Below are 22,820 nucleotides of genomic sequence, written 5' to 3'. Positions count from 1 at the left end.
TCAAGCCGATCTGGCGCGCATTAGGACAAGTTAGTACGCGATCGTACGCGGGGAGGGCCGCAGCAGCCTGCCCTCCCCGCCGCGGTTACAGACGGACCAGCATTTTGCCGGTGTTGCCGCCGCTGAACAGGCCGAGGAACGCGTCCGGTGCGGTATCCAGTCCGTCGAATACCGTCTCTTCGCCACGCAGCTTTCCACTGGCGACGAGCGAACCCATCTCCGCGTAGAACTCGCCCGCGCGGTTCATGTAGTCGCTGACGATAAAGCCCTGCATCCGCACGCGGTTGCCAATCAGGCGCGCGAGATACTTCAACTGCGTGGGCTTGGCGTCGTTGTACACGTCGATCATCCCGCAGATCGCGAAGCGCGCGCGGGGCCGCGCATGCGCCAATGCCGCGTCCAGATGATCGCCACCGACATTGTCGAAATACACGTCGATGCCGTTCGGGGCCGCCTCGCCCAGCGCGCGGACCACCGATCCCGCCTTGTAGTCGATGACCCCGTCTGCGCCGAGCGAGCGGACCCACTCGCCCTTGTCGGCACCACCGGCCGAGCCGATCACGGTCATGCCCTTGGCCTTGGCGATCTGCACGACCGTGGAGCCGACCGCACCCGCCGCCGCCGAGACGAACACCGTGTCGCCTTCCTTCGCCTCCGCCACCGCGAGCAGGCCGAAATACGCGGTCATACCGGGCATGCCAAGCCTGCCGAGGAACGCCTGTGGCGGCGCATCGAGCGCGGGCAGCTTCGTGAAGGCCGCCGCAGGGCCGGTCGCCTCGTCGCGCCAGCCCTGCATGTGCAGGACCATGTCGCCGACCTTCAGCGCGTCGCTGCGGCTCTCCGTCACCTCGCCAACCGCGCCGCCGTCCATCGGCGCGCCGATCGCGAAGGGCGGTACGTAGCTCTTCACGTCGTTCATGCGGCCACGCATGTACGGATCGACCGACAGCCAGCGATTGGCGACGCGGACTTCGCCGTCGTTCAGCGGCGCGGCATCCACGTCGATCAGGGCGAGGTCGGCGTGGGTCGGCGTCCCGTTCGGGCGCGACGCCAGGGTCCAGGCGCGGGGCATCGATGTCTCTCCTCGTTGTCGTTCACATGGGTCTGGCGAAGGCGCGGCGATCGCACAAATGAAAAGGGTCCGGGCGTCGCCGCCCGAACCCTCTCCCGCAGTGTCCCGGGCGTTAGTAGGTGCCCGGGAAACTCTTGTTCAGGTTGCCGTCCGACGTGAAGTCGTCGCCATCCGTCTTGGTCGGGTCCGACGTCGACCGGCCGGTCGTCGCCGACGCGGTGCTCGACGCGCTGGCGCCGCCCTGCGAACTGCCCTGCTGGCGGTTGTTGTCACCATAGCCGAACATCGCCTGATTTCGGTCCTCGTCGCGCCACGCCTTCTTGGCTTCGTCGGCGGACTTGGTCAGCGTGACCTTGTCGTCGACCGACTGCACCCAGCTCGACGGGATCGAGTGGTGCTGACCGCCCGCATCCACATCGTTCTTGGTCAACAGGATACGGTCGCCACGGACCTTGTCGACAGTCCCGACATGCGCGCCGTCCGATCCGACGACCTCCTGATGCTCGGTCACCTTGTTCAACTGGTCGCGCTGGCCCTGACGGGTTGTGCGCCAGCTGGAGAACTCGTTCTCGAACCTGGAGCGGTTCTCATTGCGATATTCGTCATAGTCGCGGTCGAGCGCGGCGATCTGGCCGCTGCGCCAGCTATGATAGTCCTCGTCGTGATGCCGCGAGCGGTTACCGTAGCGGGATTGACCGCTGCCACCCTGCGACGGGTCGGACCGCTCGTCGTAGCGCGAATCCATCTCGCGGCGACGCTCCGCCTCGTCATCGCCGAACCACGAACGGACCTCATCCCCGGCCCGCGCCAGGAAGCCGCGATCCTCATAGTCATAGCCCTGCGGCTGACGGCCATATCCGCCGCGGTTCGGGTCCCGGTTCTGCTCGCGACCCTGCTGCTGACCACGGTAATTGTCGTCGTCCGCGTGCCGGTAGCGGCCGACATCCTCGAATCGGCGGCCGTCGCTGGCATAGGAGCCGTGGTATTCGCGCGACCCGCCCTGCTGCTGTCCAGAGCCCTCGCGACCGCGGCCGTAGAAACCCTGCGATCCGCCGTAGCTGCCGCCGCGCGCGTGATCGCGGCTGCCATAATCGCCGCCGTAATCGCGATCGCCATAACCGGAGCTTCCGCGTCCAGGCTGGTTGCCCTGCCCGTAGTCCGCGCGTCCATATTCGGAGCGGCCATAGTCCGAACGACCGGCATCGGATTGGCCGTAATCCTGCCGAGCGTAGCTCTGCCGCCCATAATCGCGTGCGCCGTATCGGTCGCGCGAGCGGTCGCCGTCATCGTCGTCCCGCCCCAGCCGTCCGGCCGCGGCATAGTCGCGTGCACTGGAATAGGTATACTCCCGGCCCGTGCCGAAGTCGCGGCGCGAGTCCTGCGGATCGGATTGGTCGTTCCCTCGCGGATAGCGTTCGTAGCCCATGATGGTCTCCATTCTCCTGCGGTGGTTGCCGGCCGCGTCACGTCGCGCGGTGTTCGGTTTCCGGAAGCAAAAACGGGCAGTTGGGACCGATGTTCCTGATCTGGAGCACGTCCGGTCGCACCGGGGGATCGTCCCGCCCCCGGTGACTTGATGCTGCTGCACCGAAGGCATGTTGCATTGCCCGAAACGGCTCGCTAAGGGCGTCGCTCCCGGCTTTGTCCGGGCTGCTGCCGGCTCTGCCGGAGGGCGCGGGGCTGTAGCTCAGATGGGAGAGCGCTGCAATCGCACTGCAGAGGTCAGGGGTTCGATTCCCCTCAGCTCCACCACCCCGCCCACAGCATCCCATGAAGCGCCGGGATCATCACCGCTTCCGCGCGTTACGCCAGTGATGTTCGACGATCAAAGCCCCGCCATTCCCGCCGCGACGCTGGTGATCCTGCGCGATCGCGTCGATGCGCCGCCCGAGCTGTTGATGGTCGAGCGCGCGAAGGCGATGGCGTTCGCCGCAGGAGCGCTGGTGTTTCCGGGCGGGCGGGTCGATCCCGGCGACGTGGCGCTGGCCGCGACGATGCAGGGCGACGATGCCGACGACACGGCCGCGCGCATCGCCGCGATCCGCGAAACGATCGAGGAGGTCGGGCTGCCGATCGGCGTCTCGGCGGATGTCGATGTCTCAGAGGCCCGCGCCGCGTTGCATGCGGGCGCGCCGTTGATGCAGGCGCTGGACAGCGCCACGCTCGACCTCAATGCGCTGGTGCCGTTCGCGCGGTGGCGGCCGAGCCATGCCACGTCGCGAATATTCGACACCCGCTTCTACCTCGCGCGGCTACCGGCGGACGCGCCGGTCGCGGAGGAGGACCATACGGAGAATGTGCGCCTGCTGTGGACCAGCGCCGCCGCGATCCTGGCAGAGGCGGATGCGGGGCAGGCGGCCCTGATCTATCCGACGCGTCGCAATCTGGAGCGATTGGCGCTGTTCGGCAGCTATGACGACGCTGTTGCGCAGGCCCGTGCCCACCCGGTGCGGCTGATCTCGCCCTTTCCCGCGTGGCGGGACGGCATCGAGCAGCTCTGCATCCCCGACGATCTCGGCTACCCGGTGACGGCCGAGCCGCTCGATGCCGCGATGCGCGGTTGATGGCGGTATTGCGTCGCCTTGCCGGAGTGTTGGTGTTCGGCGGCATCGCGTTGGCGCTCGCGTTCATCGCCTGGGCCGCGTTACGGGGGCGACCGCAGGATCTGCCGTGGACGCCGCTCGATCTCGGCCAGCCGGTGGGGCTGTTCACCGGGCGCAAGCTGACCGCGCTGACGGAGGATTTCCCTGGCTGCCGCGCCGCGCTCGACCGCGCCGGTGTCCGCTATACCGCGCTGCCGCCAAGGTCGGGAGCGGGCCAATGCGGCTATAGCGACGGTATCCGTTTCGCGGCAGGCGGTGCGCGCAACATCGCCTTCGTGCCCACGGGCCTCGGCGTCGCCTGCCCGGTAGGCGCCGCGCTGGCGATGTGGGAATGGAATGTCGTGCAGCCGGCTGCGGAGGCCGAGTTCGGGAAGCGCGTCGTCTCGATCGACCATTTCGGCAGCTATAGCTGTCGACGCATCTATGGGCGCGATGCCGGCAACTGGAGCGAGCATTCCACTGCCGATGCAGTGGACATTGCCGGCTTCCGCCTGACGGATGGTATGCGCATCACCGTCGCACGCGACTGGAAAGGAGACGACGGCAAGGCGCGATTCCTGCGCCGCGTGCGCGACGGTGCGTGCAAGCTGTTCGCGACAACGCTGTCGCCCGATTACAATGCCGCGCACCGCGACCACCTCCACCTCGATCAGGCGAACCGCGGGGCGATGGGGTGGCGAGCCTGTCGCTGACGGTCAACCGCCGCGCGAGTGTCAGTTCGCGATCGGCTGAGCGCCCTCGACCTTCTCCACCCAATAGGGGAAGAATGCCGGTTGACGGTTGGACCAGCCCGCCGCGGTCGCCGCCGCTTCGCTGATCGACTGGAGCAATGTGCGCCGCAGTTCTGGGTGCAGATGCGGCAACGCCGCCGCCGCGCAGAACGCCGCGGGCAACCACGGGCGCACCTCCGCACCGATCAGCCGCTCGTAGAGGAAGCGCACCGCCGAAAAGCTGGGCAAGCGGCCCTGCCCCAGATCGAACGCGACCACGGTGACCAATGGCGCCAGAAACGGCTCGATCGCGTCGAGGCCGCTGTCGTCGGGGACGATCTCGCGGATCGCAGGCAGCGCGCGGTACAGGCGGGCCTGCGCGCGGATGCTGGCGGCTTCCACCACGTCGCGCGACCACCGGGTCATGGCGTCGTCGCGGTCCAGACCGATGTCGAGCGAACGACGGATATACCGCTGAGTCGAGCTGGAGAAGCTCGCGAATTCCTTCATCTCGGCCAACGTCATCGCACCTTCGGCCGGCTTCATCCTCGAACCCATCGTCGTCACCCCGCCCAGAGCTTCTGCCCGACAAGGGATACGCCAAAAGTGGTTACACCGCCCTTAACGAAACCGTCGCCGGATCGTCATGAACATCGCCGAAAATCGCTGCGCTGCAACAAGGGATGCGACGAACCGAGGTTCGCCGCATCCCAATCGTGGATTGATGGTGCTTTTGCGCAACAAACAAAGGTTGCGCCCGAACCGCTCAGCCGCCGTCGCGCAGCGCCCGTTCCTTTTCCTCGTCATAGCCCGACGACACTGCGGGCTCGCTGCCGCGATGGACGGGCTGCGTCGAGGAGGCAGGATCGCTGGCGTCCATCGACTCGTCCAAAGCATTGTCGAGCCGCGCGTCGCTGCTCTCCGGGTTCTTCTCCAGCCGCTTGGCGATCGACTTGTCGCGTCCCGCATCCTGCCCCTGCACCCGACTGCCGCCCGTGGGTTCGTCGGGATCGCCCGGGGCAACGGACAGGCTGTCGAGCGCGCGGTTATCGATGTCGGCCATCTTGGCTCTCCTATGATCGTTCTAGGGTCAAAACGATCATGCCCCGTCGCCGTTCCTGTAGCCCGTCCAGTTCTCTCGCGACGATCCGATCACAGCCGCCGCACGCGCACCGTCTGCCGCTGAAGGCGGGTCAGGCCCCACACGGTCATGAAGGCGATGTCGGTCGCATCGCGCCCGGCGGTCACGACCGCGATCTCGCCCGCCGATCCCATGCCGGTCGCGTCGACCAAGCGCCACGCGCCGTCGAGCCACAGTTCCGCGACCGCATGGAAATCGGGCGGATCGACGCCGGGGGCATAGGCCGCGACGCACCGCGCCGGGATTTCCGCCGCTCGCGCCAGCGCGACGACAAGGTGCGCGTAATCGCGGCATACGCCCCGGCGCGACGCGAAGGTGTCGAGCGCCGTGGTCGTGCCCTCGCTGGCCCCCATCTGGTAGCGCAGCGCGCCTGCGGTCCAGTCGACCAAGGCTTGTGCCAGTGCACCGCCGGTCAGGCCCGCGAACTCGCTGTCGACGAACCCCTCGAGCCGGTCCGACTGACAATAGCGGCTGGGCAGCAGGTACGGCACCAGCGCGCCGGGCAGCAGGCGCGGCGGCGTCGCGCCTAGCGTGGTCAGGTCGATATCGGAGCGCAGGATCCGGACTTCCGCCTCGTACTGTGCCCGGAACTGCCCCTCGCCGCGGCCCCAGCAGCGTTGGCCGACTCCGTCCTCGCCCATCGCCGCGGCGATGGGGTGATCGGACCAGACCGTCAGTTCCGATCGCTCCAGCACCTGCTCGGCGGTCTTCGCCACCTCGACCTGCAACAGCACGTCCGCCGCCGCGTCGAACCAGTAATCCAGCTCCACCGAAATCCCGAGCCGCATCCCGCTATTCCCCCGTCACGTGCACAGCCTGTCAGGCGCACAAAAAAGAGGCCCGGCGGTGTGTGCCGCCGGGCCTCCCCGATTCGCTATCTCAGGCTATCAGTCGCGGCCGGAGCCGAACAGACGCAGGATGAAGAGGAACATGTTGATGAAGTCGAGATACAGGCTCAGCGCCGACATGATCACGACCTTGCCCACCATGTCGGTGCCCTGCACCTGATAGTAGAGGCTCTTCGTACGCTGCGTGTCATAGGCCGTCAGGCCGGCGAACAGCAGGACGCCGACGAAGCTGATGACCAGACCCAGCGGGCCGGACTGCACGAACATGTTGATGACGCTGGCGACGAGCAGGCCGACGACACCCATGATGAGGAACGTGCCGAACGCCGACAGGTCCTTCTTCGTGGTGTAGCCGTAGAGGCTGACCGCGGCAAAGCCCGCCGACGTCGCGAAGAACGCCTGCGCGATCGCAACCGGGCTATACTGCAGGAAGATCGTCGACAGCGACAAGCCCATCAGCACCGCGAAGCCCCAGAACATCGCCTGAAGCGTGCCCGTGCTCATCCGGCTCTGGCCGAAGCTCATGCCGAATACGATCGCGAGCGGCGCGAACATGATGACGTACTTCAGCGGCCCGGGCTGCGTGAACACCGCCTCCGCATAGCCGCTCATCGCGAACAGCAACGCCACGACGCCCGTCAGCAGGACTCCGGACGTCATGTAGTTGTAGACAGACAGCATATAGGACCGAAGACCCGCGTCGTAGGCCGCGTCACGCGGACGTGCCGCGCCTGCGCCGAACGAGGTCGCAGTCGGTCTGGGATCGGACCAGTTGGCCATTGGATGTAGCTCCTTCGTACCGGCAAGGGGCCGGCCACCCGCATCATATCGGCCCTGTTCGGTCCGACTTCAAGCATGAAGAAAATGTCATAAAAGATCCTGTATCGCCATAACGCACGTGGCGGCGCTACGGTCCATCGGGCTACAGCAACGCCTATGATTCGCCTGTTCGTCGCCCTGCGTCCGCCCCTCGCGATCCGGGAGGCGCTGTTCGATGTCATGGACGGCGTGCGGGCGGCCCGGTGGCAGGATGACGAGCAGCTTCACCTGACCCTGCGCTTCGTCGGCGAGGTCGAGCGTCCGCAGGCGGAGGACCTCGCCGCCGCGCTGTCGCACATCGCCGCGCCGGTGCCGGAGGTGGCGCTGGCGGGGGTGGGCAGCTTCGGCAAGGGCAACCGGCCCGATGCGCTGTGGGCCGGCGTCGCTCCCGCCGCGCCGCTGGCCGCACTGCACGCCAAGGTGGAGCGCGCATGCGTCATGGCCGGCCTGCCGCCGGAACGCCGCGCGTATCGGCCGCATATCACCGTCGCGCGGCTGCCCCGGTCCGCGAGCGGCGATGGCGACGTTCCCCTTTGGCTGGCGCAGCATGCCGGCCTGACCAGCGAGCCGTTCTCGCTGCCGCACATCGAGCTGTATCGCAGTCATCTGGGACGTGAGCGGGCAAGCTACGAACTGGTCGCGCGCTGGCCGCTCGGAACCCGCGACGCGGCTGCTGGTTGGCCTTCCACGGAATAGAGGGAGAATGACGATGCGGACCACCCTGGTGATGATGACGGCCGGCGCGGCGATGCTGGTGGGACTGTCCGGCTGCGCGACCGACAAGGCGGAGATGGGCACGGTGACGCCGGGTGGCGGAACCGCGGTCGCCAGCCTGCGCACCGCGACCAACGCCGATGCCGGCCGCGCAACCGCGACGGAGGTCGAGGGCGGCCTGCGCGTCTCTCTCGACGCCAGCGCGCTGCCGCCGGGGACGCACGGCGCGCACATCCACATGGTCGGCCGCTGCGACGCGCCGGACTTCACGACCGCCGGCGGTCACTGGAACCCGACATCGAAGCAGCATGGCACGATGAACCCGGCGGGGCCGCACGAAGGCGACCTCCCGAACCTGATCGTCGGCACCGACGGCCGGGGCACGCTGGCGATCACGATCCCCGGCGCGACGATGGCCGGGCTGCTCGATGCGGACGGCAGCGCGATGGTGGTGCATGCCAGTGCCGACGATCTGCGCACCGACCCCTCGGGCAAAAGCGGCGGGCGCATCGCCTGCGGAGTCTTCCAGGCGGGGTAAAACCCAAGCTCACTATTCACGTCATCCCAGCGAGAGCCGGGATGACGTTTTAGGTTCTAGAAGCTCAGATCACCTCGCCCACCGCCCGCGCACGGTCTTCGCGGGTGGCCTCGGCGCGGGGGACAAGCCGATAGGCCATGATCGCCGCGGCGATGGTGATCGGCGCGCTGAGCATCAGCGACAGCATGCCGGTCGACAGACTGCCCGACAGGCTGGACACCCGCCCCGCCAGATACGGCCCGAGCGCCAACCCCAGCAACGTCGTGCCGATGAAGAACGTCGCCGTCGCGGTACCGCGCATCCGCGGCAGCACCAGGTCCTGCGTCGTCGCGGCTGCCGCGCCGAGCGCCGTCGCCGCGCAGACCTGACCGATGAACAGCATTGGGTACAGCAGCCACGTCGACGACGCGGTGAACGCGGTCGCCATGAACGGCAACGGCGCGATCGCCCCGAAGATCACGACGATCAGCCGCCCCGCCGGATTGGTCCGCCGCAGCCGGTCCGCAACGATCCCGCCGAGCGTCACGCCCAGGAACCCGCCGAGCGCGCCGCTCGCACCGATAAAGAACCCCGCCTCCGCCGGCGCGGCGTGCAGCACGCGCAGCGCATAGGGCGCTGCCCAGAAGCTGGCGGCATAGGCGAGGAACGCGTTCAATCCGTATGCAACGACCGTCAGCACGAACGCCGGCGTCGCGACGATCAGGGCGAACGTCGCAGGGTCGCGCCGCCGCAACGCACAGCCCCAGGAGAAGACGGCATAGGCGCCGATCCCGACCGCGGTCCATTGCGGCCACGGCTCGCCCGCGCCGATCAGGCCCAGTACGACGGCGACCGTAACCCCCGCCGCCAGCAGGTTCACCGCAAGGGCGCGCGCCCCGCCCATCGCCGCGCCGATCAGCGTCAGCGGCGGGATGATCGTGACCAGCTCTCGCCCGAACTCCGCGAACGGTGCCGGATGTTTGGGCGGCGGCGGCAGACCCTCGACCGCGCCGCGGATCGGTTCCCTCAAGGTCGCGATCCACAGCGCGACGATGAGGCCGGGAAGCCCGACGGCCATGAACGCCGCCTGCCACCCGACCAGCCCCATCGGCCCGCCGCCCGGATAGGCGCGGTTCCAGTTCTGGACGATCAGCCCGCCGATGAAGAGCGACACGCCACCACCGACGTAGAGGCCCGCCGAATAGATCGACAGCGCCGTCGCGCGCAGCCGCTTCGGAAACCAGTCGGAAATCAGCGAATAGGCGGAGGGGCTCGCCGTGGCCTCACCGATGCCGACGCCGATTCGCGCCGCCGCGAGATGCCCGCCACTGCGCGACAGGCCGGACAGCGCGGTCATCGTCGACCACAGGGCCAGGCCGATCACCATCAGCCGTCCGCGATGCCAATTGTCCGCCAGCCGCCCGAGGGGTATGCCGAACAGCGAGTAGAAGACCCCGAATGCAGTGCCGTAGAGGAACCCGAGATCCTCATCGGCGAGGTGCAGGTCGCGCTTGATATCCTCCGCCAGAATCGAAATGATCTGGCGGTCCACGAAGTTCAGGACATAGACGAGAAACAGGATGCCGAGCACATACCAGGCGTAGCCGGACGCCTGCGCATCACCCCGCTCGGGAACCGTTTCGGCCATCACCCTCTCCTTATCGGAAAGGAAGGTATCAGAGGTTTCGAAGGTCGCCTACCGCTTTTCGGCGAATGGGTATGGTCAGCGCCGCGCCAGTTGCGCACGGCGTCCGACGCCCTGCTCCAACCGGGCGATCAGGCCGTCGAGCGTCGAGGCGCGGTCGCCCGCGGCTGGCGACGGCGCGACCGTCACCTCCGGCATCGGCAGTATGAAGGTTTCGATGCGCTCCTCCTCCACCTTCTCCTCCTCCGGTGTCTCGGCGGCAACCACGGCGATCGGGGCGACGGGGCGGACAGGCTCCAGCGGCTCGTCGAGGATCGCCCCCGGGTGGAATGCGGCGAGCGGCTGTTCGAGGTCGGCGGGGATCGGCTGCTCGACCGGAGGTGGCGGCGGCGCGATTCGCGGAGTGGGCGGAGATGGCGGCGTCCCGAGCTCCTCCGCCGACAAGGGTCGCCGCGTTGGCGCGTCCGGGTGCGTATCGGCACGGCGAGCGGTCGGCACGTCGCTCATGCCGCCGAACCGCACCGGCTTGGGCGCGAGGAACCCGCCCGGCCCCCAGATCAGGTACAGCGCCGACCAACTGACCGCACCCGCGAGTGCTGCCCCACCCAGCAGGATCAGCGCACGCGCGGTCAGCCCCAGCGGCGGCTTCGCCATCGGCAGCAACTGCGCCAGACCGCTCGCGTCCACCGCCGCCTCCAGCCGCCAGTCGGGCAGGATCAGGAAGAAGATCGCGGTCAGCGCCGCCGCCATGATCGCGCCGATCGTCGGGATCATGCCGGTCGAGAGGCGGCGGCCGGTCATGTGCGGGCGGGGTAAGCGGACCATCGGGACTTCCTGTTCGCGGCCTCGACCAGCCGCTGGTAAACGGCGTCGTAACGGCAAATATTTGACGACCAGTTACGCTCTTGCTCGACAAAGGCGCGTCCCCTCACGCGTCGCGCCTCCCAGCCGGAGCGATCCGCGAGCAATCCGGCCAGCGCCGTCGCGATCGCCGCGGGATCGTCCGCCGCGAACAGCGTGCCGGTATCGCCGTCGCGAATCAGCTCGCGGTGGCCGCCGACATCGGAGGCCGCGACCAGCCGCCCCTGCGCCATCGCCTCCAGCGGCTTCAGCGGCGTGACCAGTTCGGTGAGCCGCATCGCCTTGCGCGGGTACGCCAAAATATCGACCAGCGAGTAGTAGCGCTCCACCTCCGCATGCGGGACGCGGCCGACGAAGCGGATACGCTCCGCGACCGGTGACGCCGCCGCCTGCGCTCGCAACGCAGCCTCCGCCGGGCCGCCGCCGACCAGCAGCAGGGTCGCACGCGGCCGCGCGGCGACCAGCGCCGGCATCGCCGCGATCAGGTCGTCCAACCCCTCATAGGGGTAGAAGCTGCCGATGAAGCCGATCACCTCGTCGTCGTTCAGGCCCAGCGTCGCGGCGAGCGCGGCGTCTCGCGGGGCGGGCGTGCCGAACAGGGTCAGGTCGACACCGTTGGGCGACACCATGATCTTGTCCGCCGCGACCCCGCGTTCGATCAGGTCGCCGCGCAACCCCTCGCAGATCACCGCGACCGCATCGGCGCGATCGACCACGAAGCGTTCCAGCGTCCGCGTCGCCCGGTATTTCAGCGAGCCTTCTGTGCCGGTGCCGTTCCCGACCGCCGCATCCTCCCAGAAGGCGCGTATCTCGTAGAGCAGCGGCAAACCGTGCCGCCGCGCCACATGCCACGCCGCCAGCCCGTCGAGCGCCGGCGAATGCGCGTGCAGGATGTCCGGTCGAAACTGGGTCACGGCCGCGGCGATGCGCGTCGCGAAGCGAGCGATTCCGGTGATCTCGCCGACCAGCCCGCGCGGCGTACCGTCGCCCGGCGTGCGGTGAAAGGTCAGCCCGTCGACCTGCTCGATCCCGCCTGCGGACGCGCCCTGTCGCGGCGCGGTAACCGCCGCCACGACATGCCCCGCCGCCGCCTGCGCGGTGAGGATCGCCCGCGTGCGAAACGTATAACCGCTCTGCAAAGGTAGCCCGTGGTCGAGGATGTGAAGGATACGCATGGTCGCCGCTTGGCACGGACGCGCTTAAGGTTGCGCTAACCGGGGGGGCGGGCTGACGCTGACTCTCACCCTCCCGTCGCTACGCTCATCCTTTTCTCTCCCAAGGGGAGAGGGACCGTAGACTACCCTCCTCCCACGGAGATGGGGTCAAGGCAACGGTTCCACCGCGCGCTTAACCCGCCTTCAACTCCCGCGCCCTACACGCGTCCGGAGGGCACCCCCGCCCCCACCCACTCGCCGCTGCGCGGCTCCCTCCCTCTCAGGGAAGGGATCGAGACACAGGAGCGCGACCGGATGATCGACAATTTCGCGCTCGGCGTCACACATGGCCTGTTGATGCTCGCGGCGTGGCTGCTCCTGAAGCGGCCCGATCTCGACCGCGAGTCGCGTGCCGGCGATCAGCCTGCGACCAAGCCGGGACGCCGTCCGCGTGCGTGATCTCGCGTTCATCGCCTTTCTCGCGGCGCTGATGGGGATGGGGCTGCGGCGACCATTCCTGCTCGTGCTCGTCTACGTCTATATCGACATCGTCGCGCCGCAGCGGCTGACCTATTACCTGTTGAACGCGATCCCGATTTCGCTCGTGTCGGTGGTGCTCGCGGTCGGGGCGTTCGCGCTGGCGGACGACAAGCGGGACAGCCGTTTCGCCCCGCGACAGGGCATGATCGTGCTGCTGCTGATCTATTGCTGGCTGACGACGATGGTCGCTGATTTCCCGGTGGAGGCGCAGGACAAATGGGGCTGGGTGTGGAAGGCGCTGGCGTTCGCCGCGTTCCTGCCGTCGACACTGCGCACCCGGCTGCGGATCGAGGCGCTGCTGCTGTTCATGGTGGTCTCCGCCGCGTCGATCATCATCGTCGGCGGTGTAAAGACGCTCGTCTCGGGTGGCGGCTACGGTCAGTTGAACCTGATGGTCGACAATAACAGCGGCCTGTACGAGGGGTCGACGATCTCCACCGTCGCGGTCGCGATCGTGCCCGTGATCTTCTGGCTGATGAGATACGGCACGATCTTCCGGCCGGACTGGCGCGTGAAGATTTTCGGCCTCGCGCTGGTGTTCGCGTGCCTGCTGATCCCGGTCGGCACGTCGACACGCACCGGCCTGCTCTGCATCGGCCTCGTCGCAGCGCTGTCGCTGCGCACCGTAAAGCGCAAGGCGACCTATTTGGCGGCAATCGGCGTGCTCGGCCTCGTCGCCGTACCGTTCCTGCCGTCAGCGTTCACCGAACGCATGGGCACGATCCAGAACCATCAGGCCGACGCCTCCGCCAGCACGCGGCTCGCGGTGTGGGCATGGACGTGGGAGTTCGCGAAGACGCATCCGTTCGGCGGTGGCTTCGAGGCGTATCGCCAGAACCGCATCCGCCTCGAACTAGTGAATACGTCCGGCGACAACTCGACGGAAACCGAGCAGACCGATCAGGGGCGCGCGTGGCACAGCGCCTATTTCGAAATGCTGGGCGAACAGGGCTATCCCGGTCTCGCTCTGTGGCTGACGATCAACCTCGCGGGACTGTTCCGGATGGAGGTGCTGCGCCGCCGGTATCGCACGGGTGACGAGGCGTGGGCCGGGTCGCTCGCCGCCGCGCTTCAGACCGGGCATATGGTGTACCTGCTCGGCGCGGGGTTCATCGCCATCGCGTTCCAGCCGTTCGTGTACATGCTGATCGGCGCGCAGGTCGGGCTGGACACCTATACCGCGCGTCGCCGGGCGGAGGCGACGGGCCGTCGCGTGCGCCCTGCCCGCGCCACGCCGCCGCTGCCGGCATGACGGAGATCCGCGCGCTGACCGGCGCCCGCGGCCTGGCGGCGTGGCTGGTCGTGCTGTTCCACATCCGCGGATCGATCGCAGGGGTGCCGGCGGGCGTGATGCGCGTGCTCGACAAGGGCTATCTGGCGGTCGATTTCTTCTTCCTGCTGTCCGGCTTCGTCATCTGGCTGGCGTGGCATGAGCGGCTACGAGATCGGCGCGCGATCCCGGCCTTCCTGCTAAAGCGCGTGCTGCGCGTATGGCCGCTGCATGCGGTGATGCTGGCGGCTTTGGTCGCGATCATCGGCGCGCAAGGCGTGCTGGGGCATCCCGTGGGGGCGGAGTTCCCCTATCGCGACCTGCCGCTGCATCTGTTGCTGACGCAGGATTGGGGGCTGGTGCCGCCGACGACATGGAACGTGCCCGCCTGGTCGATCAGCGCCGAGCTGGTCGCATATGCGCTCTTCCCATTTCTGGTACTCACCATCGATTGGCGGCGGTGTCCGACGCCGGTGGTGCTGCTAGGCGTGGCCGTACCGCTAGCGGTACTCGCTTGGGCGATGCGCGGGGAAACGATGCTCGGGCAGGATATCGCCGGCTTCGGCGTCCTGCGCTGCGTAACCGAGTTCGCGGCCGGGACCGCGGTGGGCGCATTATGGCTGCGCTGGCGCGGTGACGTGTCGGCGCGGTGGCCGATGCTCGCGGTGGCGGTCGGCGGGGTCGCGCTGGCAATCGGGGCACCGGAGGTCGTCGACGCGCCGGCTACGCTCGCGGCGCTCCTTCTGGCGCTGGCGCTCGGTGCGGGAACGCCGGGGCATATGCTGGAGGGGCGAGCGGTGCATTGGCTCGGCACGATCAGCTATGCGACCTACCTGTCGCATTACGTGCTCTGGCACGCCTTCAAGCTGGTGGCCGTCCGCAACGTTGCCGACGTCCCGCCGCTGTCGATCGCCATATTCCTTGCGCTGGTACTGGCCGCGTCGGCGTTCCTGTACACCTATGTGGAGGTTCCGGCGCAGCGCTGGCGCGGATTGCGCGGCTGGTCTCCAAAATCCTCCCCGGCACGGGGAGGCGGCGCGCCGCAGGCGTGACGGAGGGGCAACCACGAACCGTTCGGCCTGTGGATGCCCCTCCGGCGCATTCGCGCCACCTCCCCTGAAGAGGGGAGGATCAAGGGTGCTTTTTACTCCTCCGGCTCGTCCGCCAGTTCCTCGACCAGCGCCGCGATGATCGCCCGGTTGAACGCAGGGATATCGTCCGGCTTGCGGCTGGTGATCAGGTTGCCGTCGACCACGACCTCCTCGTCCGCCACGTCGCCGCCGGCATTCTCCAGATCGGTGCGGATCGACGGATAGCTGGTCAGCCGGCGGCCATCGATCACGTCCGCCTCCGCCAGCAGCCACGGGCCGTGGCAGATTGCCGCGACGATCTTGTCGTCCTCCATGAACTCCGCGACGATCTCCACCGCGCGATCCTCCTGTCGCAGCTTGTCGGGATTGCAGGTCCCGCCCGGCAGCACCAGCGCGTCGTAATCGTCGGTGTCCACCTCATCCAGCGTCAGGTCCGGCGTCGCCGTCTCCGCCTTGTTCAGGTCCTGCTCCATGCCCTGGATCGGGTCCGTCTTGATCGAGGCCAGCGTCACCGTCGCCCCGGCGGCCTCCAGTGCCTTTTTTGGCTCGAATAATTCCACCGTCTCGAAACCGTCGGCGGCCAGCATCAGCACGCGCGCCTTGGAAAGATCTGCCATCGGATAAACTCCTGTCGGGGTGGGAGCCGCCTCAACCCCCGCCTCACGGCCTCGTTCCGGAACGAAGCGACGAGTCCATGCATTGCCCGGACAAGAAGCGACCGGAGCATTAATGGCCACCCGCATAGTCTATTCCGATGACTCGAAGCCCGGCATCACGCGCCGTAAGGTGCGGAACGGATGGGCTTATTACGACGCGGGTGGTGACCGCATCACCGACCGGGACGAGATCGACCGGCTGAATGCGATCGGCCTGCCCCCCGCATACCGCGACGCGTGGTTCAACCCCAGGGCGAACGGCCATATCCAGGCGGTCGGCTGGGACGAAAAGGGCCGCAAGCAGTATCGGTACCACACCGGCTTCCGCGAGGCGCAGGAAGCCGCCAAGTACGAGAAATGCGCCGATTTCGGCCATAGCCTGCCCGCGATCCGCAAGAAGGTCGAGGCGGACCTGAACAAGCGTTCGCTCTCCCGCGACCGCGCCGTCGCCGCGGTCGTGCGGCTGCTGGATGTCGGTCACCTTCGCGTCGGCAACGAGGCATACGTCGCCAGCAACGAGAGCTTCGGCGCGACCACGCTGCGCAAGCGTCATGGCGAGGTGAAGGGGCACACGCTCCGCCTTCGCTTCAAGGGCAAATCGGGCAAGGAACGCGACATGAAGGTCGCCGACCGCGCGCTCGCGTCGGCGGTCAAGAAGATGCAGGACCTCGACGAACAGCATCTCTTCGCGTGGCTCGACGACAAGGGCGAGGCGCATCCGGTCACCTCGTCCGACGTCAACGACTATATCCGCGAGGCTACCGGCCACGATTTCACCGCCAAGCATTTCCGCACCTGGTGCGCGAGCGTCTGTGCGTTCGAGGCGCTGGCCTCCGCCGAGCGTGACCTGAGCCTGAAGTCGCTGCTGGAGCCCGTCGTCGAGAAGCTCGGCAATACGCCCGCCATCGCGCGCAAGAGCTATGTCCATCCGTCGCTGATCGACCTCGTCAAAAAGGGTCAGTCGGCGTTTCGCCAGGCCACGCGCCTTCCCCGTGCCAAACGCTATCTGACGCGCGAGGAGCGCGGCCTGATCGCGTTCCTCGAAGCCGGCACGCCCGCCACCTGAGTAAGTCCGCCATGTCCAAATCCCCCGCCGCCAACGCGCAGGAACCGCTGTTCGACGCCTCCGGCTTCGCCACCCAGACGAGCGGCCTGTTCACCGCCAGCCGGGAGTGGTTGCAGCACCACTGGCTCCAGATCCTGATCGCCTTCGCCATCGGGGCGGTCATCGTCATCGTCCTTCACGCGGCCCGCCGCGTCGCCGGCAAGCTGGCGGTGCGCGATCCGGAAGGCCGCGCCGGCTGGGGCTCGATCATCGGCCGCGCGCTGGTGAAGACCAGCAACTTCTTCATCATCATGCTAGCCGCCAAACTCGTCGCGGGGTACGCGGGCGCACCGTCGCAGGTATCGATCACGATCAACTTCCTGTGGACGATCGCCTCCGTCTTCCAGGCGGCGGCATGGGTCCGGGAAATTGCGCTGGGCGCGATCGAGCATCGTACCCAGTCGGCGCATTATTCGGGCGAGGCGCTGCTATCCGCGATGGGCCTGATCCGGGTCCTCATCACGTTCGCGCTGTTCGCGATCGCGCTGGTGGTGGTGCTCGACAATCTGGGGGTCAACGTCACTGGCCTCGTCGCCGGTCTCGGCGTCGGCGGTATCGCCATCGGTCTGGCGGCGCAGGGTATCTTCGGCGACCTGTTCGCGGCGCTGGCGATCATCTTCGACCGACCGTTCCGGCGCGGCGACAAGGTCCAGTACGACCAGACCGTCGGCGTGATCGAGTCGATCGGGCTGAAATCGACCCGCATCCGCTCGTTCGGCGGCGAAATGCGCGTCATCAGCAACCGGCAATTGCTCGACAAGGAGATCCAGAACATCTCCAACCGCGATCACGTGCGCGTCACCCTGACGATCGGCGTCGCGTACGAGACCCCGCCGGAAAAGCTGGAGGCGCTGCCCGGCCTGCTGAAGACCGTCTTCGAAGACGCCGGCGGCAAGGTCGCTCGGGCCAGCTTCGAAACCTTTGGCGCGTCCAGCCTCGACTTCATCGTCCAGTTCGACGTGCCCGGCGACGACTGGCCCACCGCCCACGCGACCCGCAACAAAGCGCTGGTGCTGCTGATGCGCCGCTTCGCCGAACAGGGCATCGTCATCCCCTATCCCACCCAGACCACCTACACCGCCGCGCCCGACGGTACGCTGGTCATGCCCTATGCGGTGCAGAAGGCCGAAAGTTAGGGCGGCCTGATTTCACCGTCATGCCGTGCTCGTCCCGGCATGGCGGACGATCCTATCGCTCTTCCACCAGAACCGTCATCGTCAATGGCGCATGTCCGGAGCGGGTGATGCCGACCGTCGTCGCCTTCCCGATCTGTCCGGTCACTTGGGGAGATGCCACGCGCATCAGCTTGCCTCCGCTCGGAAGCGACAGGTCGGATGCTACCAGTCTCGCGCCTTCCCGACCGCCCGGCACGCGGGACAGCGTCGATCGCAGCGCAAACGCCTCGCTGTCTACCGTGCCGGTTCCCCCGTCGGCGATGATGATATGCGGTCTGCCGATGACGCGGCCTCCATCGACGATCTCGTATTTGATGACGAATGTCCGTGCACCCGATTGAACTTGTTGAGCAATCGACCCGGTCCCGACGGTTAGACACAGCATCGTGACGACCATCGATCGCATGATTTCAGCGCCCCTTTATCCATAAGGCACACATCTTTTCTCTGGTTGCGGAGCGGCGGCAAGACAATTGCATTCGCGTGCTATTGCGCTCCCGGACAACGAAGCTGCGTCGCTGGTTAGGGTATCCCGGATACGCGCGGCACGATCGACGGGTTGCACGCCGTTGCCCCGGAACATAAGCGGTTCAATTCCCCGCCAACCCGCACTAAACAGCACCGCAGATGCTGACCGCCCTTTCCATCCGCGACGTCGTGCTGATCGAGGCGCTGGACCTCGACTTCGGGCCGGGGCTCGGCGTGCTGACCGGCGAGACGGGCGCGGGCAAGTCGATCCTGCTCGATGCGCTCGGCCTCGCGCTCGGTGGACGCGGCGACAGCGGTCTGGTGCGGCACGGCGCGGCGCAGGCGGTGGTGACCGCCAGTTTCGAGCCCCCCGCCGCCGATCTCGCCGCATTGCTCGACGACAACGGTGTCGAGGTGGAGCCGGGCGAGCCGCTGCTGATCCGCCGCATTGTGAAGGCGGACGGCGGCAGCCGCGCCTTCGTCAACAACCAGCCTGCATCCGCGACCCTGCTGCGCGAGATCGCGCCGCGCTTGGTCGAGATTCACGGCCAGCACGACGATCGCGGCCTGCTCAATCCCCGCGGCCACCGCGCGCTGCTCGATGCGTTCGGCCGGGTCGACATCGGCGACGCCGGCCGCGCCTGGAGCGCCTATCGCGAGGCGGAGTCCGCGCTGGCTGCCGCGCGTGCGGAGATCGAGACGGCGGCCCGCGACCGCGAGTGGCTGGAACATGCGGTCGGCGAACTGCGCACTCTCGCTCCCGAGCCCGGTGAGGAGGAGGCGCTCGCCGACAAGCGCCGGTCGATGCAGCGCGCGGAGAAGGTGGCGGACGACCTCGCCGCGATCGACGCGCATCTGGAGGGTTCGGACGGCGGCCTCGCGAAGCTGCGTCAGGCCGCCCGCGTGCTGGAGCGGGTCGCCGCCGACCATCCCGCCCTCGCCGAGGCACTGGCCGCGGTCGATCGCGCCGTGACGGAGGCGGACGCCGCCGAGGACAGCCTGCGCGAGGCCCGCACGGCGCTGTCGTACGATCCCCGCGCGCTGGAGGATGACGAGACGCGCCTGTTCGAACTGCGCGCCATGGCCCGCAAGCATCGCGTCCAGCCCGACGATCTCGCCGCCCTGGCTGACGACCTAGCCGCCCGGCTGAAGCGGCTGGAGGCGGGCGAAGGCGGCATCGCCAAGTTGCAGGCGACGGTGAAGACCGCGCACGCCGCCTATGACGCCGCCGCCGCAATTGTGTCCGATCAGCGCCGTGCCGCCGCCACGCGGCTCGACGTGGCGGTCGCGAACGAACTCGCGCCGCTGAAGCTGGACGCTGCGCGCTTCAAGACCGTCGTCGCGGAGGTTGCCGCCGAGGGCTGGTCCGCCGCCGGCCGCGACCGCGTGGAGTTCGAAATTTCGACCAACCCCGGCGCGCCCTTCGCACCGCTGACCAAGATCGCATCGGGCGGCGAGCTGTCCCGCTTCATCCTCGCGCTGAAGGTCGCGCTGGCTGAAACGGGCGGCGCGGCGACGATGGTGTTCGATGAGATCGATCGCGGCGTCGGTGGCGCGGTCGCCTCCGCGATCGGCGAGCGGCTGGCGCGGCTGGCGGAAAGTACGCAGTTGCTGGTCGTCACGCACAGCCCGCAGGTCGCGGCGCGAGGTGCCGCGCATCTGCTGATCGCCAAATCGTCGGACGGCACCGTCACCCGCACCGGCGTCCGCCATCTGGACGAGGACGATCGGCGTGAGGAGATCGCGCGCATGCTGTCCGGCGCGACGATCACCGACGAGGCGCGCGCGCAGGCCGACCGTCTGCTGGAAACCGCATGACCCCGGCGCAGCGCCGTGAAGGCCGGGTTGCGCTGGCCATGCTCCCGGTCGGCGGAATGCTGACAATCGGATCGGGATTGGCCGCGATCGGTTTCGTCGTAACGATGCTGCTCGGGCTTTACTGGGCGGCGATGTCGGGCAGCGGCTGGCGCTACGTCGCGTGGCTGGCGGCGGGTGCGGTCGTTGCGGTCCGCAACACCATCGTCTCGATCGAGATCATGAGCGCCTTCGTCTGGCGGCCTGTTTTGTCGGTGCTGCTGCTCTGGGCGCTGGTCCTGCTCGCATGGCCGGGCTGGCTGCTTTAGGCGAACGCGCATGGACCCGTTGCCTGATTCGCCAGAGGCCGCCGCCGCCGAACTCGCTGCCCTCGCTGCCGAGATTGGCCGTCATTCGTCGCTCTACCACACCGACGACGCGCCCGAGATCAGCGACAGCGAATATGACGCGCTCGTCCGCCGCAACACCGCGATCGAGGCGGCCTTTCCCGACCTTATCCGCGCCGACAGCCCGTCGAAGCAGGTCGGTGCCGCCCCCGCCGCGCACCTCGCCAAGGTCGCGCATGCGCGGCCGATGACCAGCCTCGACAACGCCTTCAACGACGAGGAGGTCGAAGAATTCGTCGCGCGCATCCGCCGCTTCCTGAAGCTGCCCGACGACGAACCCGTCGCGTTGACTGCCGAGCCCAAGATCGACGGCCTGTCCTGCTCGCTGCGCTACGAAGGCGGCGCACTGGTGCAGGCGCTGACCCGCGGCGACGGTGCAACTGGAGAAGATGTCACTAGAAACGTCGCAGAAATTGACGGCATACCCAGTATCTTGCCCGCCCACGCCCCCGATATCTTCGAAGTAAGAGGCGAGGTCTACATGTCAAAGAAGGCGTTTGCCGACTTAAACGCCCGCTTGGCTTCCGAGGCAAATAGTGAAAAAGATGCTCGCCAATTCGCTAATCCGCGCAATGCCGCTGCGGGATCCTTGAGACAGAAGGACTCTGCGGTTACAGCAAGTCGTCCTCTAAGCTTCGTGGCTTGGGGTTGGGGAGAAATCGGCGCGCGAGAGTCGAGCCAGTCAGCAGAGATGAGGTTTATTAGGCAGCTTGGCTTCCGCCTCGCAAGTGATCGCTTGTTTACAGATAACGTGTCTGTCGCAACAACAACTCACGCTGGCACTATTCTGGATTGCCTTGCGGCCTATCGGTACATCGAGTCCTCTCGCGCTGACATCCCGTTCGACATCGACGGAGTTGTTTACAAAGTCGATCGTCTGGATTGGCAAGACAGATTAGGCATCGTCGGGCGCACCCCGCGTTGGGCAATTGCCCACAAATTCCCCGCCGAACGCGCGCAGACGACCTTGGAGCGGATCGATATCCAGGTCGGCCGCACCGGCGCGCTGACCCCGGTCGCGCGGCTCGAACCCGTGACCGTCGGCGGTGTCGTCGTGGCGAACGCCACGCTGCACAACGCGGACGAGATCGCGCGGCTGGGCGTGCGCGAGGGCGACCGCGTCGTCCTGCAACGCGCCGGCGATGTCATCCCGCAGATCGTCGAGAACCTGACGCCCGACGCCGACCGCGCCCCCTACACCTTCCCCACCACCTGCCCCGCCTGTGGCTCCGCCGCCGATCGCGAGGAGGGCGAGGTCGTCTATCGCTGCACCGGCGGCCTGATCTGCCCGGCGCAACGCGTGGAGCGGTTGAGCCATTTCGTCTCCCGCCATGCGTTCGACATCACAGGACTTGGCCAGACCCTGATGGAGGCGTTCTTCGCGGACGGCTTGATCCAGTCGCCAGCCGACATCTTCAAGTTGACCGAGGAGCAACTCGCCGCCCGCAAGAAGGACGGCCGGCTCTGGTCGCGCAAGCTGACCGAGGCGATCGACGCCAAGCGCAGCGTTCCACTGGACCGCTTCCTGTTCGCGCTCGGCATCCGCCATATCGGGGAGGTCACCGCACGCGATCTCGCCCGCCGCTATCGCACCGCCGCGGCGCTCGGCGCGATGCTCCGCTCCGCCGTGGCGCTGCGCCGCGCGACCCAGCCGCAGATCGGCGAGCCAGAACGCAAGTTCGTGCTGCGCCGCGACCGCCTGCTCGTCGCGCACATCGACACCGCCGGCATCGGCCCCGAAGTCGCCCACGCGCTGATCGGTTTCTGCGCGGAGGCGCATAACCGCACGGTCGTATTCGACCTACTGCGTCAGGTCCGGCCCGCCGACGTGGTCCACGAGACGCGCACCTCCGAAGTGTCCGGCCTGACCGTCGTCTTCACCGGCACGCTGGAGACGATGAGTCGCGACGAAGCCAAGGCGCAGGCCGAATCGCTCGGTGCCCATGTCGCGGGCTCGGTATCGAAAAAGACCGACATCGTCGTGGCCGGCCCCGGTGCCGGATCGAAACTGAAGAAGGCGGAGGATCTCGGCATCCGCGTCATGACCGAGGCGGAATGGACGGAGGTCGTTTCCGCTACGGCCTGAGCCGCTGCACGGGTCAGCAGCGTTGCCGTTTTGCAACGCAGCACGACAGAATTATCAAAGCCTTGGAACCATCTCGCATCTGTCACCGAAGCGTCATAATCGTGCCGCAGGGCGCGGATCGAAGCGGCAGTGACCGCCGACCGG

The 22,820-nt window shown here is 67.6% G+C and carries 23 protein-coding genes and 1 tRNA gene; 13 read left to right on the top strand and 11 right to left on the bottom strand.

What is annotated here, in order from left to right; all coding sequences use genetic code 11:
- Positions 1–85: 85 nt before the first annotated feature.
- Both AC0CH8_RS07535 and AC0CH8_RS07530 read right to left on the bottom strand, forming a co-directional pair.
- A complete protein-coding gene (locus AC0CH8_RS07535) occupies positions 86–1,072 on the bottom strand; it encodes an NADP-dependent oxidoreductase (RefSeq protein ID WP_465239341.1) in 987 nt (328 codons plus the stop codon).
- A gap of 112 nt (positions 1,073–1,184) precedes the next feature.
- Positions 1,185–2,510 (bottom strand): DUF2171 domain-containing protein, encoded by a 1,326-nt coding sequence (locus tag AC0CH8_RS07530; protein ID WP_465239340.1) that lies wholly within the window; start codon positions 2,508–2,510, stop codon positions 1,185–1,187.
- 238 nt (positions 2,511–2,748) lie between these two features.
- Here AC0CH8_RS07530 and AC0CH8_RS07525 point away from each other — a divergent pair.
- The 3 genes from AC0CH8_RS07525 (at position 2,749) to AC0CH8_RS07515 (ending at position 4,367) form a co-directional block, all read left to right on the top strand.
- Positions 2,749–2,824: transfer RNA gene (locus tag AC0CH8_RS07525), tRNA-Ala, on the top strand.
- A 62-nt stretch (positions 2,825–2,886) separates the two neighbouring features.
- Positions 2,887–3,636 (top strand): NUDIX hydrolase, encoded by a 750-nt coding sequence (locus AC0CH8_RS07520; RefSeq protein ID WP_465239339.1) that lies wholly within the window; start codon positions 2,887–2,889, stop codon positions 3,634–3,636.
- Positions 3,636–4,367: an extensin-like domain-containing protein gene (locus tag AC0CH8_RS07515; protein ID WP_465239338.1), complete on the top strand. Its 732-nt coding sequence runs from the start codon at positions 3,636–3,638 to the stop codon at positions 4,365–4,367. Before AC0CH8_RS07520 ends, AC0CH8_RS07515 begins: the two co-directional genes overlap by 1 nt.
- 21 nt (positions 4,368–4,388) lie before the next feature.
- Here the strand turns inward: AC0CH8_RS07515 and AC0CH8_RS07510 are convergent, their stop codons facing one another.
- The 4 genes from AC0CH8_RS07510 to AC0CH8_RS07495 all read right to left on the bottom strand — a co-directional run bounded on the left by AC0CH8_RS07510 (position 4,389) and on the right by AC0CH8_RS07495 (position 7,154).
- Positions 4,389–4,931 carry a hypothetical protein gene (locus AC0CH8_RS07510; RefSeq protein ID WP_204196051.1) on the bottom strand — a complete coding sequence of 181 codons (543 nt, stop codon included), beginning with the start codon at positions 4,929–4,931 and terminating at the stop codon, positions 4,389–4,391.
- Between the two features lie 220 nt (positions 4,932–5,151).
- On the bottom strand, positions 5,152–5,448 hold the full coding sequence (locus AC0CH8_RS07505; protein ID WP_204196052.1) for a hypothetical protein: 297 nt from the start codon (positions 5,446–5,448) through the stop codon (positions 5,152–5,154).
- An 89-nt stretch (positions 5,449–5,537) separates the two neighbouring features.
- Positions 5,538–6,314 carry a transglutaminase-like domain-containing protein gene (locus AC0CH8_RS07500; protein ID WP_465239337.1) on the bottom strand — a complete coding sequence of 259 codons (777 nt, stop codon included), beginning with the start codon at positions 6,312–6,314 and terminating at the stop codon, positions 5,538–5,540.
- A 99-nt stretch (positions 6,315–6,413) separates the two neighbouring features.
- On the bottom strand, positions 6,414–7,154 hold the full coding sequence (locus AC0CH8_RS07495) for a Bax inhibitor-1/YccA family protein (protein ID WP_465239336.1): 741 nt from the start codon (positions 7,152–7,154) through the stop codon (positions 6,414–6,416).
- A gap of 156 nt (positions 7,155–7,310) precedes the next feature.
- On the opposite strand from AC0CH8_RS07495, the gene thpR reads away from it, so the two are divergent.
- On the top strand, positions 7,311–7,889 hold the full coding sequence (gene thpR / locus AC0CH8_RS07490) for an RNA 2',3'-cyclic phosphodiesterase (protein WP_465239335.1): 579 nt from the start codon (positions 7,311–7,313) through the stop codon (positions 7,887–7,889).
- A 13-nt stretch (positions 7,890–7,902) separates the two neighbouring features.
- Complete coding sequence (locus AC0CH8_RS07485) at positions 7,903–8,445, top strand: superoxide dismutase family protein (protein ID WP_465239334.1); 543 nt, start codon at positions 7,903–7,905, stop codon at positions 8,443–8,445.
- Between the two features lie 64 nt (positions 8,446–8,509).
- Here the strand turns inward: AC0CH8_RS07485 and AC0CH8_RS07480 are convergent, their stop codons facing one another.
- The 3 genes from AC0CH8_RS07480 to AC0CH8_RS07470 form a co-directional block, all read right to left on the bottom strand.
- A complete protein-coding gene (locus AC0CH8_RS07480) occupies positions 8,510–10,072 on the bottom strand; it encodes a spinster family MFS transporter (RefSeq protein WP_465239333.1) in 1,563 nt (520 codons plus the stop codon).
- 75 nt (positions 10,073–10,147) lie between these two features.
- Complete coding sequence (locus AC0CH8_RS07475; RefSeq protein ID WP_465239332.1) at positions 10,148–10,894, bottom strand: hypothetical protein; 747 nt, start codon at positions 10,892–10,894, stop codon at positions 10,148–10,150.
- Complete coding sequence (locus AC0CH8_RS07470) at positions 10,867–12,105, bottom strand: TIGR04063 family PEP-CTERM/XrtA system glycosyltransferase (RefSeq protein WP_465239331.1); 1,239 nt, start codon at positions 12,103–12,105, stop codon at positions 10,867–10,869. The genes AC0CH8_RS07475 and AC0CH8_RS07470 overlap by 28 nt, the downstream gene beginning before the upstream one ends.
- A 294-nt stretch (positions 12,106–12,399) precedes the next feature.
- Between AC0CH8_RS07470 and AC0CH8_RS07465 the strand changes: the two genes are divergently transcribed.
- From AC0CH8_RS07465 to AC0CH8_RS07455, 3 genes are read left to right on the top strand one after another with little or no spacing between them, the layout of a single operon-like run.
- Positions 12,400–12,543 (top strand): hypothetical protein, encoded by a 144-nt coding sequence (locus AC0CH8_RS07465; protein WP_204199481.1) that lies wholly within the window; start codon positions 12,400–12,402, stop codon positions 12,541–12,543.
- Positions 12,536–13,876 (top strand): putative O-glycosylation ligase, exosortase A system-associated, encoded by a 1,341-nt coding sequence (locus tag AC0CH8_RS07460; RefSeq protein ID WP_465239330.1) that lies wholly within the window; start codon positions 12,536–12,538, stop codon positions 13,874–13,876. Before AC0CH8_RS07465 ends, AC0CH8_RS07460 begins: the two co-directional genes overlap by 8 nt.
- Positions 13,873–14,946: an acyltransferase family protein gene (locus tag AC0CH8_RS07455; protein WP_465239329.1), complete on the top strand. Its 1,074-nt coding sequence runs from the start codon at positions 13,873–13,875 to the stop codon at positions 14,944–14,946. Before AC0CH8_RS07460 ends, AC0CH8_RS07455 begins: the two co-directional genes overlap by 4 nt.
- Before the next feature lie 92 nt (positions 14,947–15,038).
- Here the strand turns inward: AC0CH8_RS07455 and AC0CH8_RS07450 are convergent, their stop codons facing one another.
- On the bottom strand, positions 15,039–15,602 hold the full coding sequence (locus AC0CH8_RS07450; RefSeq protein ID WP_465239328.1) for a type 1 glutamine amidotransferase domain-containing protein: 564 nt from the start codon (positions 15,600–15,602) through the stop codon (positions 15,039–15,041).
- A gap of 112 nt (positions 15,603–15,714) precedes the next feature.
- Here AC0CH8_RS07450 and AC0CH8_RS07445 point away from each other — a divergent pair, with 112 nt between their 5' ends.
- A complete protein-coding gene (locus AC0CH8_RS07445; RefSeq protein WP_465239327.1) occupies positions 15,715–16,707 on the top strand; it encodes a DNA topoisomerase IB in 993 nt (330 codons plus the stop codon).
- Between the two features lie 11 nt (positions 16,708–16,718).
- Positions 16,719–17,882: a mechanosensitive ion channel family protein gene (locus tag AC0CH8_RS07440; RefSeq protein WP_465239326.1), complete on the top strand. Its 1,164-nt coding sequence runs from the start codon at positions 16,719–16,721 to the stop codon at positions 17,880–17,882.
- A gap of 52 nt (positions 17,883–17,934) precedes the next feature.
- Here the strand turns inward: AC0CH8_RS07440 and AC0CH8_RS07435 are convergent, their stop codons facing one another.
- Entirely contained in the window at positions 17,935–18,318 is a 384-nt protein-coding gene (locus tag AC0CH8_RS07435) for a hypothetical protein (protein ID WP_465239325.1), read from the bottom strand.
- A gap of 230 nt (positions 18,319–18,548) precedes the next feature.
- On the opposite strand from AC0CH8_RS07435, the gene recN reads away from it, so the two are divergent.
- Genes recN through ligA form a run of 3 tightly spaced genes read left to right on the top strand, consistent with a single transcriptional unit; the run spans position 18,549 to position 22,676 of the window.
- On the top strand, positions 18,549–20,207 hold the full coding sequence (gene recN, locus AC0CH8_RS07430) for a DNA repair protein RecN (protein WP_465239324.1): 1,659 nt from the start codon (positions 18,549–18,551) through the stop codon (positions 20,205–20,207).
- Positions 20,204–20,512 carry a hypothetical protein gene (locus tag AC0CH8_RS07425; protein ID WP_465239323.1) on the top strand — a complete coding sequence of 103 codons (309 nt, stop codon included), beginning with the start codon at positions 20,204–20,206 and terminating at the stop codon, positions 20,510–20,512. Before recN ends, AC0CH8_RS07425 begins: the two co-directional genes overlap by 4 nt.
- Positions 20,513–20,522: 10 nt before the next feature.
- Positions 20,523–22,676 carry an NAD-dependent DNA ligase LigA gene (gene ligA / locus AC0CH8_RS07420; protein WP_465239322.1) on the top strand — a complete coding sequence of 718 codons (2,154 nt, stop codon included), beginning with the start codon at positions 20,523–20,525 and terminating at the stop codon, positions 22,674–22,676.
- The last annotated feature ends 144 nt before the right edge of the window (positions 22,677–22,820 follow it).

This window comes from Sphingomonas sp. AC435 (assembly GCF_979253005.1).
The sequence above is the reverse complement of the archived record's forward strand: the minus strand, read 5'-3'. Positions and strand labels throughout refer to the sequence as shown.